The organism is Sphingomonas sp. PP-CE-1A-559, assembly GCF_004340965.1.
Taxonomy (GTDB): Bacteria; Pseudomonadota; Alphaproteobacteria; order Sphingomonadales; family Sphingomonadaceae; genus Sphingomonas.
Genome location: NZ_SLYA01000003.1, coordinates 379,965 through 393,036, shown reverse-complemented (window position 1 = coordinate 393,036; position 13,072 = coordinate 379,965). Strand labels below are relative to the sequence as shown.

Annotated in this window: 9 protein-coding genes; 3 read left to right on the top strand and 6 right to left on the bottom strand. The window is 66.2% G+C overall.

The window, feature by feature from the left end:
* Positions 1–34: 34 nt before the first annotated feature.
* The 4 genes from purH to C8J42_RS12125 form a co-directional block, all read right to left on the bottom strand.
* Positions 35–1,597, bottom strand: coding sequence for a bifunctional phosphoribosylaminoimidazolecarboxamide formyltransferase/IMP cyclohydrolase (purH, locus tag C8J42_RS12140; protein ID WP_133020232.1), 1,563 nt, complete (start codon positions 1,595–1,597; stop codon positions 35–37).
* Positions 1,598–1,798: 201 nt separating this feature from the next.
* Positions 1,799–3,538 (bottom strand): heparinase II/III family protein, encoded by a 1,740-nt coding sequence (locus C8J42_RS12135; RefSeq protein WP_243644350.1) that lies wholly within the window; start codon positions 3,536–3,538, stop codon positions 1,799–1,801.
* Complete coding sequence (rpe, locus tag C8J42_RS12130) at positions 3,535–4,191, bottom strand: ribulose-phosphate 3-epimerase (RefSeq protein ID WP_133020231.1); 657 nt, start codon at positions 4,189–4,191, stop codon at positions 3,535–3,537. Before rpe ends, C8J42_RS12135 begins: the two co-directional genes overlap by 4 nt.
* A gap of 158 nt (positions 4,192–4,349) precedes the next feature.
* Positions 4,350–5,627 carry a transcription antitermination factor NusB gene (locus C8J42_RS12125; protein WP_133020230.1) on the bottom strand — a complete coding sequence of 426 codons (1,278 nt, stop codon included), beginning with the start codon at positions 5,625–5,627 and terminating at the stop codon, positions 4,350–4,352.
* A gap of 104 nt (positions 5,628–5,731) precedes the next feature.
* Between C8J42_RS12125 and C8J42_RS12120 the strand changes: the two genes are divergently transcribed.
* Entirely contained in the window at positions 5,732–5,890 is a 159-nt protein-coding gene (locus C8J42_RS12120; protein ID WP_082441494.1) for a DUF1674 domain-containing protein, read from the top strand.
* Between the two features lie 21 nt (positions 5,891–5,911).
* Here the strand turns inward: C8J42_RS12120 and C8J42_RS12115 are convergent, their stop codons facing one another.
* Positions 5,912–6,325 carry a thioesterase family protein gene (locus C8J42_RS12115; RefSeq protein ID WP_107955557.1) on the bottom strand — a complete coding sequence of 138 codons (414 nt, stop codon included), beginning with the start codon at positions 6,323–6,325 and terminating at the stop codon, positions 5,912–5,914.
* Between the two features lie 181 nt (positions 6,326–6,506).
* Between C8J42_RS12115 and clpB the strand changes: the two genes are divergently transcribed.
* Positions 6,507–9,086: an ATP-dependent chaperone ClpB gene (clpB, locus tag C8J42_RS12110; RefSeq protein WP_120300734.1), complete on the top strand. Its 2,580-nt coding sequence runs from the start codon at positions 6,507–6,509 to the stop codon at positions 9,084–9,086.
* A gap of 74 nt (positions 9,087–9,160) precedes the next feature.
* Here clpB and C8J42_RS12105 read toward each other — a convergent pair whose 3' ends face one another.
* On the bottom strand, positions 9,161–12,271 hold the full coding sequence (locus tag C8J42_RS12105; protein ID WP_133020229.1) for a TonB-dependent receptor: 3,111 nt from the start codon (positions 12,269–12,271) through the stop codon (positions 9,161–9,163).
* Between the two features lie 274 nt (positions 12,272–12,545).
* On the opposite strand from C8J42_RS12105, the gene C8J42_RS12100 reads away from it, so the two are divergent.
* Positions 12,546–13,067, top strand: coding sequence for a hypothetical protein (locus C8J42_RS12100; RefSeq protein ID WP_120300736.1), 522 nt, complete (start codon positions 12,546–12,548; stop codon positions 13,065–13,067).
* Positions 13,068–13,072: the final 5 nt, after the last annotated feature.

Below are 13,072 nucleotides of genomic sequence, written 5' to 3'. Positions count from 1 at the left end.
CGGGGGAACGGTTAAAGCGTTGCGGTCTTCGAACTCAGTGGCGGAAGTGGCGCATGCCGGTGAAGACCATCGCCAGGCCGGCTTCGTCCGCCGCGGCGATGACGTCGGCGTCGCGGATCGAGCCGCCGGGCTGGATCACTGCGGTTGCACCGGCCTCGACCGCCGCCAGCAACCCGTCGGCGAACGGGAAGAACGCATCCGACGCAACCGCCGAGCCGATCGTGCGCGGGGTGGACCAGCCGGCCTTCTCCGCCGCGTCCTTTGCCTTCCAAGCGGCGATGCGCGCGGATTCGAGGCGGTTCATCTGGCCGGCGCCGATGCCCGCGGTGCTGCCGTCCTTGGCGTAGACGATCGCGTTGGACTTGGTGTGCTTGGCGACGGTCCAGGCGAAGCGGCAGTCGAGGAGTTCCTGCGGCGTCGGCTGGCGCTTGGTGACGACCTTCAACTCGCCGGGCGTGCCGTTGTCGCGACCCTGGACGAGCCAGCCGCCAGCGATCGACTTCGCCGTCAAGCCCGCGCGGGCGGGATCGGGGAGGTCGCCGGTGAGCAGCAAGCGGAGGTTCTTCTTGGCGGCGAACAACGCGATCGCGTCCTCGTCGGCATCGGGGGCGACGACGACTTCGGTGAAGATGCCGGTTATCTGGCGCGCGGTCTCGGCGTCGAGCGTGCGGTTGACGGCGATGATGCCGCCGAACGCCGAGACCGTGTCGCAGGCGAACGCCGTGGCGTACGCTTCGGCGAGCGAGGCGCCGGTGGCGACGCCGCAGGGGTTGGCGTGCTTGACGATCACGACCGAGGGGGCGGCGTCGCGGAATTCGGCGATCAGTTCGAGTGCGGCGTCGGCGTCGTTGAGGTTGTTGTAGCTGAGCGCCTTGCCTTGGAGCTGGCGGGCCTGGCCGATGCCGCGGACCGAGCCGGTTGCGGTGTAGAAGGCGGCGGACTGGTGCGGGTTCTCGCCGTAGCGCAAGCTGTCGCCGCGCTTGAGCGTGATCGGCAGGGTGGCGGGGAACTCCTCGGCCTGATCGACCGTGCCGAACCAGGTGGCGATCGCCGAATCATAGGCGGCGGTGGTGGCGAACGCCTTTGCGGCGAGTTTCTTGCGGTCTTCGAGCGTCGTCGTGCCGCCGGAGACGAGCGCATAGTCGGCGGGGTCGGTGACGATCGCGACATAGGCGTGGTTCTTGGCGGCCGAGCGCACCATGCTGGGGCCGCCGATGTCGATGTTCTCGATCACGGTATCGCGGTCGGCGCCCTTCGCGACCGTGGCTTCGAACGGGTAGAGGTTGACGATCACCAGGTCGATCGCGCCGATCTTGTGCTCGGCCATCGAGGCGGCATGGCCGGCGTCGTCGCGCACCGCGAGCAGGCCGCCGTGGACCATCGGGTGGAGCGTCTTGACGCGGCCGTCCATCATTTCGGGGAAGCCGGTGAGTTCGCTGACGTCGCGGACTTCCAAGCCAGCGGCACGGAGCGCGGTGGCGGTGCCGCCGGTGGAGACGAGTTCTACGCCGTTTGCGGCCAGCGCCTTGCCGAGATCGACGATCCCGGTCTTGTCGGAGACGGACAGGAGCGCGCGCTTGATCGGGATGCTGGTCATGGGAGTCTTTCGTCGGGGGTCGCCGTGCGGCGGTGCCTTAGCGTTGGTTGCCGCTGGGGAACAGGGGGGCGGCGGACAGGGGGCGCTTCCCCCCTCCCTGGAAGGGAGGGTTGGGGGTGGGTCGGGTTCCATGTGTCCGGACGGTGCGGCTCGAGCAGGCCTACCCACCCCCGGCCCCTCCCTTTCAGGGAGGGGGGAAGATCAGACCGCCTTCTTCAGCGCCCAGCTCACACTCGCGCCGCCGGCCGCAGCCTCACCCGTGATCATCAGCTGCTGCGTCGCGACCGGGCGGCCGTCCGCGTCGATCCACACGCTGTCCTCGACCACCAGCGCGCCGCCGCGGCAGCGGAATTGCCAGAGCGGGCCGCCGGGCAGGCGGAGGATCGCGCCTAAGCCATCGGCGGTTGGAGAGACCTGCACGCCCTCCCCCAAGTGGAAGCGGATCGCGAACAACGACAATCCGGCGCGGCGCTTGCGGCCTTGCGGCAACAGCGCGTCCTCGCCGCGGAGTTCGCGACCGTCGCCGGTAAGCATCAGCTGGCGGCGGTGGAGGAAGCCCCAGCGGCGGACATAGCCGTCGTGGCTCGCCTCGATCCGACTGGCGGCATCCGATTCCTGGCGGCTGAGTTCGACTTCGCCGACGCCGCGGCCGAGCGTGCCGTCGGCTAGGATCGCGGTCGAATTGCTGTCGGCGATCGTCAGCGTCGAATGCGCCGCGGTCGAGCGCAGGCCTTCGACCATCGCGGGGGGGAGTTGGGCGATGCCCGCACGGGCGCCGCCGCAATTGATGACGATCCGCGCGGGGCCATCGGAGAATTCGAACGCGAGCGTCGAGGCGCAGCCGCCTTCGACGAGGCGCGCGATCGGGGGTGGCGCGGCGTCGACGATCAGCACCGCGGTGCCGGCGGCGAGGCGTTGATAGCCCCAGTCGCGCGCCTGGCGAAGCGGGCGGGTGCGGACGCCGCTGGCCTCGATGACCGCGGCGACCTGCGTTTCGCTTGCCGGGCCGCCGCCCTGCCAGCTCGACAGGCCGCGATCGGCGTGCGCGACGCCGAGCAAGGCGGCGACCATCCGGGTAAGCGTGACGGCAACCGTCTCGGGCAGCTCGGCGCCACGCGCGACATAGCTTTCCTGGAGCAGGGTTAGCAGCTGGATCGAATCGAGCAGCATCGCCGGGCTGCGCGAGACCGAGCCGCCATCGTCGAACAGGCCTGTGCCGAGCGCGCGGAGCAGGCCGGCTTCACCGAACGCCTGCCTTGGTTCTCCGCCGGGGATAAGGAGTCCGGCTGCGACGACTCCGCACCACGCGGCGATGCGCGGGGCACCCGCCGGGGCCTTGTCGGCGTTGCGATCGAGGTGGAGCGCGCCCTTGGCGAGCGCGTTGAGCACCTTCGAACGGTAGATCTGGTCGGAGGACGACAGGATCAGCGGCGCGTGCGCGGTCCAGGCGAGGATGCGGCGGCCCCACATGTCGGGGCGCCACGCGATCCCGCCCTGCGTGTCGGCGTGCGCGGTCAGCCAGAGCCCCATGAGGTACTCGGCGATCGGGGCGCCGCGCGCCCGGGTCGCGACGGTCGAGAGGTCGCGTAGCCACGCGAAACTGTGGAGGTATTCGGCGAAGGGCTTTGGGAGCGGCTTCGAAAGATCGAGCGTCTCGATGTCGCGCGCTTCGCCGCGGAACGAGAGGACGCCTTCGAGCAGCAGATGGCCGCGCGGAATGTCGCCGAGGATGGGGTCGTCGGGGACCGCGATCAGTTTCAGCGGATAGCGGCCCTTGAGGCGCAGCGTGTGGAGCGGCGTGCGCCATGTCAGGCGGTGGAAACGCTCGGCCAGCCGATCGGCGAGCGACAGCCCCTTGTCGCCGCCGAGCCGGATCAGGCGGCGGCCTTCGTCGATCCCGTCGGGGGCGGGATCGGTTACAAGATCAGGGGCTTCGTTCACCCCCGCAACGCGGCAATGTTGGCGGAATAGTGGTTGGGGCCGCCGCGGAAGACCGAGGTGCCGGCGACCAGCGCGTCGGCGCCGGCCTCGATGCAGCGTTTCGCCCACTCGGCATCGACGCCGCCATCGACTTCGAGATCGATCGCGCGGCCGCTCTTTTCGATCATCGTGCGGATCGCCGAGATCTTCTTGAGCTGGCTGGGGATGAAGCTCTGGCCGCCGAAGCCCGGGTTGACGCTCATCACGAGGACGAGGTCGACCATGTCCATGAGGTAGTCGAGCATCTTCGCCGGCGTGCCGGGGCAGATCACCACGCCCGCGCGCTTGCCGAGGCTCTTGATGTGCTGGAGCGAGCGGTGGATGTGCGGCCCGGCTTCGTAATGCACGGTGATGCAATCGGCGCCGGCCTCCGCGAACGCGTCGAGATACGCGTCGACGGGGGAGATCATCAGGTGGACGTCGAACGGCTTGGTGGTGACGCCGCGGACCGACTTCATGACCGCGGGGCCGAACGAGATGTTGGGGACGAAATGGCCGTCCATCACGTCGATGTGGATCCAGTCGGCGCCGGCCGCGTCGATGGCGCGGACTTCGTCGCCGAGTTTCGAGAAGTCGGCGGAGAGGATCGAGGGGGCGATGCGGACGGGTTGCATGGTTTTGTCCTAGCGCGGGATTGTCGGGGGCGGAACTCCCCGTTTGTTACTGTACGCGCTTCTTGTTTTCCTGCGCAGGCAGGAATCCAGAGTTACGGGCGGATCGCTGAGTAATCCTGGGCCCCCGCTTTCGCGGGGGAACAAGTAACTGCTCTTGCTTAGCTGCGCTTGAGGCGGGCGATGAAGAAGCCGTCGCAGCCGCCTTGGTCTGCCAGCATGCCTGGGAGGGTGCGGATGGTGCCGGTTTCCCTGGGTGTGATGCCGGCGGGGAGTTCGGACTGGTCGACCGGGGCGATCGAATAGTCGCTGCGGGCGGAGAGGAACGCGTCGAGTTGCGCTTCGCCTTCCGACGGTTCGAGCGAGCAGGTGGCGTAGACGAGCGTGCCGCCGGGCTTCACCCAGTCCGCCGCCCGCGCGAAGATGCGTGCCTGCAACGCCGCGGTTTCGGCGATGATCGAGGGGCGGACGCGGTGGAGGACGTCGGGGTGGCGGCGGAAGATGCCCGTGGCGCTGCACGGCGCGTCGATCAGGATCGCGTCGGCGGGTTCGGCAGGCGCCCATTCGAGGATGTCGGCGTTGACGACCTCGGCCTTCAGATGCGTACGGTAGAGGTTCTCGCGCAGGCGCTTGATCCGGCTCTGCGAATTGTCGACCGAGGTGACGGTCCAGCCTGCGCTCGCGAGTTGGAGCGTCTTGCCGCCGGGCGCCGCGCAGAGATCGAGGACATGGCCCTCCCCTTTGCCGAGCAGACGTGCGGGGAGCGAGGCGGCGATGTCCTGCACCCACCAGGCGCCGTCGCCGAAGCCGGCCATGTCGGGGACCGAATCATGATCGCCCAGACGCAGGTGCCCGGGCATGAAGCTTTCGCCGCCGAGTTTCTCGCGCCAGCCTTCGGTCTCGGACGGGTCGGCGATCGTCAGGTCGAGCGGCGGCACCTGGGCGATCGCGCGGCCCGCGGCGTCGACCATCTCTTCGCCCCACGCGGCTTCCCAGCGGAGTTCGACGGGGGCCGGCAGCGTCGGCACTTCGGGGAGCAGCATGTTGGCGCGAAACAGCGTGCCGAACACGCCGTGGACGAGTTTGCGCGGACCGCCGTCGACCAAAGGCAACACGGTCGAGATCGCGGCGTGCGAGGGGGTGCCGAGGATCAGCACCTGGACCAGTGCGATCCGCAGCGCCATCCGCGCCTTCGCGTCGTCGGGGAGGTTGGTCTTGGTGACCGAATCGATCATCGCGTCGAGGTCGGGCAGGCGACGCAGTGTCTCGGCGGCGATCGCATGCGCGAGGCCGCGATCGGGGCCGTGTATCGCGCGAGTTGCGGCCGGCAAGGCGGATTCGAGCGACTCGCCGCGGCGCAGCACGGCGTCGAGCAAGCGGAGCGCGGCGCGGCGGGTTGGGACGCCGAGCGGCTCGGGGGCGTGGGTATAGTCGGGCATATCAAGGTCCTTCGCGTTCGGTTTGGCGCGCGGCTTGTGGCAAAGCGGCGCGACAGGGCCCATGTGGCGGTTACGACGCCAACACGCAAATCCGGAGAGCCGCGATGGGCCAGCGCCCCGATCATCTGAAGCCACCAGAATATCTTGCGAAGAATACGCCGGTCCCGAAACCCGAGGCGATCGTGCCCGACAAGGACCCCGAGCCGCGCGATCCGACGCGCTATGGCGACTGGGAGCTGAAGGGCATGGCGATCGATTTCTGAGAGTCGATCGCCCGAGAGACGTCAGTCTTTGAGGTCGGTCTTCGGGAAGAAATGCTCGACGACGCTGTTCGCGAGGCGCGACGGGCGAAGCGTCTCGGCATCGAGGCAGCACCAGCTCGACTTCACCTCGGCCAGCACATCCTCGCCGCGCTTGATGATCGTCTCGTAGAACGCGCGCGCGCCCTGGACCTTCTCGAGCAGGACCGTCGCGATGACGTCGTCGTCGAGGAACGCAGGTTTGCGGTACGTGATCTCGTGCTTCAGCGCGACCCAGAGGTGCCCGGCCACCGCCTCGGCAGGCGCAAGGCGCTGCCAATGGTCGATCACCGCGGCCTGTACCCACTTCAGATAGTTCGCGTTGTTGACGTGACCCATGAAGTCGATGTCGGCCGGCTCGATGCCGATGGCGTAGGTATGGGGGAGCGCTGTGGACACGCCCTGCATATAGCATGCGAACCTGAACATAGCGATGACGGCGGCGCTTCGATACCGACAATAAACGCTATTCCGGATGCCTCGTGCGGGCCCTAGCATCCGACCTGCGCCCGCCTCTTGTGTTGCCCAAATACAACACCATCTTTCGGCCAACACCGAAACACTCCCACAGGAATTCGTCATGAACATCGACAAATTCACCGACCGCGCGAAGGGCTTCCTGCAATCCGCGCAGACCGTCGCGATCCGCATGAACCACCAGCGGATCGCCCCCGAACATCTGTTGAAGGCGCTGCTGGAGGACGAGCAGGGCATGGCGGCCGGACTAATTGCAGCCGCTGGTGGCGACGCCAAGCGTGCGACGTCCGAGACCGATCTCGCGCTGGCGAAAATCCCGGTCGTGTCGGGCTCGGGCGCGCAGACCACGCCGGGGATCGACAACGATGCGGTGCGCGTGCTCGACCAGGCCGAGCAGATCGCGAGCAAGGCGGGCGACAGCTTCGTCACCGTCGAGCGGCTGCTGGTCGCGCTCGCGCTGTCGCTCAACACCGCGGCGGGCAAGGCTTTGAAGGCCGGCGGCGTGACACCCGAGGGGCTGAACACCGCGATCAACGGTCTGCGTCAGGGCCGCAGCGCCGACACCGCGGGCGCCGAGGATCGTTACGATGCGCTCAAGAAGTTCGCGCGCGATCTCACCCAGGCTGCGCGCGACGGCAAGCTCGATCCCGTCATCGGCCGCGACGAGGAGATCCGTCGCACCATCCAGATCCTCGCGCGCCGGACCAAGAACAACCCCGCGCTGATTGGCGAACCCGGTGTCGGCAAGACCGCGATCGCCGAAGGGCTAGCCCTTCGCATCGCCAATGGCGACGTGCCCGATACGCTGAAGGACCGGCGGCTGATGTCGCTCGATCTCGGCTCGCTGATCGCGGGTGCCAAATATCGCGGCGAGTTCGAGGAGCGACTGAAGGGCGTGCTCGACGAGGTGAAAGCCGCGGAGGGCGACATCATCCTGTTCATCGACGAGATGCACCAACTGATCGGCGCGGGCAAATCCGAGGGCGCGATGGATGCGGGCAATCTGCTCAAGCCGGCGCTGGCGCGAGGCGAATTGCACTGCGTCGGCGCGACCACGCTCGATGAGTACCGCAAATATGTCGAGAAGGACCCGGCATTGCAGCGGCGGTTCCAGCCGGTGATGGTCGGTGAACCGACCGTCGAGGACACCATCTCGATCCTGCGCGGGCTGAAGGAGAAGTACGAGCTGCATCACGGCGTGCGGATCACCGACGGCGCGATCGTCGCCGCCTCGACGCTGTCGAACCGCTACATCACCGATCGCTTCCTGCCCGACAAGGCGATCGACTTGATGGACGAGGCCGCCTCGCGGATTCGCATGGAGGTGGAATCGAAGCCCGAGGCGATCGAGAATCTCGACCGGCGGATCATCCAGCTCAAGATCGAACGCGAGGCGTTGAAGCGCGAGACCGACGACGCGTCGGTCGACCGGCTCGACACGCTGGAGGGCGACCTCGTCAACCTCGAGGAGCAATCCGCCGAGCTGACGACGCGCTGGAAGGGCGAGAAGGACAAGATCAACGCCGAGGCGCGGGTCAAGGAACAGCTCGATGCTGCGCGGCTCGAACTGGAGCAGGCGCAGCGCTCGGGCGATCTCGCCAAGGCGGGCGAGCTTTCCTACGGGACGATTCCGGGGTTGCAGCGCCAGCTCGACGAGGCCGCGGGGGCGACCAAGGGCGCGATGCTGCGCGAGGAAGTGACCGCCGACGACATCGCCGGCGTCGTCAGCCGCTGGACCGGCATCCCGGTCGAGCGGATGCTGCAGGGCGAGCGCGACAAGTTGCTGGCCATGGAAGCGACGATCGGCAAGCGCGTGATCGGTCAGGCGCACGCGGTGAAGGCGGTTTCGACCGCGGTGCGCCGTGCCCGCGCGGGGCTGCAGGATCCGAACCGGCCGCTGGGCTCGTTCCTGTTCCTCGGGCCTACCGGCGTGGGCAAGACCGAGCTGACCAAGGCGCTGGCGGAGTTCCTGTTCGACGATCCCTCCGCGATGGTCCGCATCGACATGAGCGAGTTCATGGAGAAGCACGCGGTCGCGCGGCTGATCGGTGCGCCTCCGGGCTATGTCGGCTATGAGGAAGGCGGCGTGCTGACCGAGGCGGTGCGCAGGCGGCCGTACCAGGTGATCCTGTTCGACGAGGTCGAGAAGGCGCACGGCGACGTGTTCAACGTGCTGTTGCAGGTGCTCGACGACGGGCGGCTCACCGATGGCCAGGGGCGCACGGTGGATTTCAGCAACACGCTGATCATCCTGACGTCGAACCTCGGCAGCCAGTATCTGGCGAACATGGCGGAGGGCGACGACGTGTCGTCGGTCGAGCCGCAGGTGATGGAAATCGTCCGGTCGCATTTCCGGCCGGAATTCCTCAACCGGCTCGACGAGGTGATCCTGTTCCACCGTCTGGGGCAGGCGCACATGGCGCCGATCGTGGATATCCAGGTGTCGCGCGTCGACAAGCTGCTCGCCGACCGCAAGATCGTCCTCGACCTGACGGATGCCGCACGCGCGTGGCTGGGTCGCGTCGGCTATGATCCGGTGTACGGCGCGCGGCCGCTGAAGCGCGCGGTCCAGCGCTATCTGCAGGACCCGCTCGCCGACATGATCCTGCGCGGCGAGGTGAAGGACGGTTCGACCGTCAAGGTCGACGAAGGCGACGGGAAGCTGGTGCTCCAGGTCGCCTGAACGTCATCTCCGAACAAAAAAGGGGCGGCGGATCGATGATCTGCCGCCCCTTTTTCTTGGTCCCGTAGGATCGATTACATGTCGATGGTCAGACCAACGAACAGGTAGCGACCGATTGCTTCGTAGATGCCTGGGTAAGTGTTGCCGTTGCCGAACGAACCGATCGGCGAAGCCGTCGCGCTGAGGATCGGCGGCGTCTTGTCGAGGATGTTGTTGACACCCATGCGGTAGGTGAACTTGTCCGCGACCCGCACCGTTGCGGCGAGATCGAAGTAGTTCTGCGCCTTCACGCGGGCATCATTGACGAAGAACGGCGCCGCAAGATCGGCATCGCTGCTGGTACGCTCGAACTTGGTGGCCGACAGATAGCGCCAGTTACCCGACAGACCGATGCCGTTCGGCGTGGTCAGCGAGATACGAGCCTGGTGACGCCACTTGGACATCGGGTAGCCGCACTGCGCGCCGTACAGGCCCGCGCAGTCGAACTTCGCGCCGGCCTTGTCCGACGTGAACTTGTCGACGTACGTGCCGTTGAACGAAAGCCCGATCGTGCCGATGCTGTCCGAACGGTAGGTATACCCGGCCGACGTCTCGATGCCCTGGGTCAAGAGTGACCCAGCGTTGACGTTGGTATCGATGATGTAACCGCTCGTACCCTGGAACAGCGTACCGTTGGTACCGCGCTTGATCAGGCTGCAGAGCGCCTGATCACCGGTCGCAAGGCACTGTGCGATGGTCGTATCCGCGCCGATGACACCAATCCGATCCTTCAGCTTGATCCGGAAACCATCGACCGACAGGTTGAAGCCCGGCAGGAACGAAGGACGCAGGATCACGCCAGCGGTGAACGTGTCGGCCTTTTCGGGCTTCAGGTTCGGGTTGCCGCCCAGCAGGCCGTTATACTGCTCGGACTCGTTTGGCTGAACCAGACCGAACTGGTTTGCCGCGACACCGGTGAGCGCACATTGTGCAGCCGTATTGCCATTGACGAGACCATTGACGCGCGGACCAGCGCAAGGATCGGTTGCACCGTCGATCTGTACCGACTGGGTTGCGAACAGTTCCTGCGTATTCGGAGCACGGACCGCACGGTTATAGCCGCCACGGAAGCGGATATCGGAGATCGGCGCCCAGACGATCTCGCCCTTGTACGAGCTCGCCGAACCCGCCGTGCTGTAGCTCGAATAGCGGTAGCCGCCATTGACCGTCAGTTCGTTGAAGAACGGGCGATCGCTGACGAGCGGAACCTGAAGTTCGCCGAACACTTCCTTCACGTCGTAGCTGCCACGGATCGGCAACGTCGCGCCGCCCTGGCCGGCGAGATCGCCGCTCAGGAAGGCATTGTCGACTTCGAGAACGAGCGACTCCTTGCGATATTCGCCACCAACGTTCAGCGCGATGCCTTCGCTGGCGAACGGCGACTGGACGCCATATTCACCGCCCTTGAAGGTCATCGACGCGTTGACGACCTTTTCCTTGTTCTCGCCCGACTGGAAGCCTGGGGTCTGGACATAACCCAGTGCCGCCGGGGTGATGCCCGCGGAACCGAAGATGTTGAGCGGGACGCAGTTCGGATCGGTGCCGTCGACGACCGAGCGGCACACCGCCTGGCCAAGCGTGGCCGAACCCGGACGCGTGTCGGTAATCGCGTCGAGGGCGCGGGTCGTGCGCGAAACCGAGAACTCGTTGCGATACACCTGGTTGAACACGGTGCTGCCGAACTGGCCGTACGCTTCGTACGAGATGCCCTTGTCGATGTCGCCGCGTGCACCCGCAACGAAGCGATACTGGGTGTGACGGAGATCGGCCTGACGACCGCCACCCTCAACGTTGCGACGACCGATCTGGACGCTTGCCTGCTGATACTGAGTACCATCGGGGTTCGTCAGGTTGATGACGTTGCCGTTCGCATCCCGAACCAGATTGGTGTCGCGGAAGAAGGTCGCCCGCTGAGCCGCCGACAGGAACGGATTGTTGCTGTTCAGAACCGTGGTGTTGCTGAAATTACCCGATGGCGCGATCTGGGCGGTCGAGCGATCGTCCATGAACATGAATTCGGCGTAAGGCTTGAACGCCTTGCTGACTTCATAATTGGCGAGGAAGCCAGCCGTGTAGCGCTTGTCGGGACGCTGGTAGTAGTTCAGCGGGTTGGCATTGTAGAGCGTGCGCCCCGCCACGAGCTGACCTGCGGAGTTCAGCGTATAACCGGTCGGAGGACCGCCCTCTCTCGCATCGCCCAGCGTGAAGTTGGCCGGAAACGCGGTTGGCGATCCACCGCAGACATAGTCGTTACCGCCGGCGCCCGGGGTGTTCAGGCCGCACGAGCTGTAATCGCGCGAACCCTGCAGGATCGCGCCGATCTTGCGGTAGCCGCCGTAGCCGACAACATGGCCGCGACCGTCGCTGGTGCCGGCACCGACCTTGAAGTTGATGTCGAACTGCGTGCCGTCGAACGCTTGACCGCTCGGGGCGGGGTTGCCGCTCGCCGCCGACAGTGCCTGGAAGCGCTCACTGCGGTTGTTGTGGTTGTAGATACCGCCCGAGGTATCGACGCTGAAACCTTCGTAATCGGTGTCGAGCACGAAGTTGACGACGCCGCCGATGGCGTCCGAACCATAGACCGAACCCGCGCCGCCGGTAAGTACGTCGACGCGCTTCAACAGTGAGGCCGGGATCATGTTGACGTCGGCAGCGGCGCTGGCCGTGCTGCTCGACGATGGGTTGCCCGGCATCAGGCGGCGGCCGTTGACCAGCACCAGCGTGCGCGATTCACCGAGGTTGCGAAGGTTGATCGTCGCGGTACCGGTCGAACCGTTCGACACCGACGAGGTCTGCGTTGCGAACGACGACGGCAGGCTGTTGAGCACGTCCTCGATACGCGTCGCGCCGCGCAGCTTGATATCTGCAGCATTGACGACCGTTATCGGGCTCGCCGACGTCAAGTTCGGGTTCGAGATGCGCGAACCGGTGACGACGATATCGCCGCCGCCCGCGGTGCCGGCGGCTGCGGGATCCTGGCTAGGCGTGTTGGAGATCGCCGGCGTGGTCGATGCTGCACCGTCGTCACTCGTCGTGCCCTGCGGCGCGGGTGCTGGGGTGGTCTGCGCGTAGACCGGCAATGCAATCACGGCACCCGCGATCATCGTCGACGCGAGCAGGCAGTCTCGAAACATATGGTTTCGCATGGTGGTCTATCCCTTTAATATCGGCGAACGTTTCCGGCCGATACGATCTATTGTGCGGTCGCCCGACCGCAGCTGGCTGCGATTTCGCAAGTCAGAGCTGCCTTGTCCAAAAGAAAAGTACAGGATCGCTGCCACTCGTCGCATTACGACAGTCATGTTACCCAATGGCCACAATTTCGGGACGATGCCGTAACGGAATGCTGCATGTGATGGACTTGCCGCTCTGGCCGGCGCTGCCTATTCCGACGCTTCTCGCTAACGATGTAGGACGCCCATGCGGATCACGATTCTGGCAATTTCGAGCTTGATGATCATGGCGCTGCATCCGGCGGCCGCGGCGTCCAAGCCGCGCAAGGCGGAGCGGTCCCCGCTGCTGGCTGCCGTTACGCAATGCCGCACCGTGACCGAGCCACTGGCGCGGCTGGCCTGCTTCGATCACTCGGTGGCGGCGCTGGATACCGCGGAAGCCGATCAAGCGGTCGTCGTCATCGACCAGCAACAAGTTCGCGAAACGCGCCGAAATCTGTTTGGGATCACGCTGCCCGATACCGGCTTGTTCGGCAACGGCAACGACCTGCCGCAGATCGAGACGACTCTCGCCGGCGCGTCGGTAGACGGCGCCGGCCGATGGAGTTTCCAACTGGCCGATGGCGCGCGATGGATCCAGACGGACGATTACACGATCGCGCGGCGTCCACGGGCAAACGATAAAGTCGTCATCAAGCGGGGAGCCTTGGGGAGTTTCAGGCTAAGCGTCGGCGGCCAGCCGGGTGTGAAGGCGAAGCGCCTGAACTGAGCGCT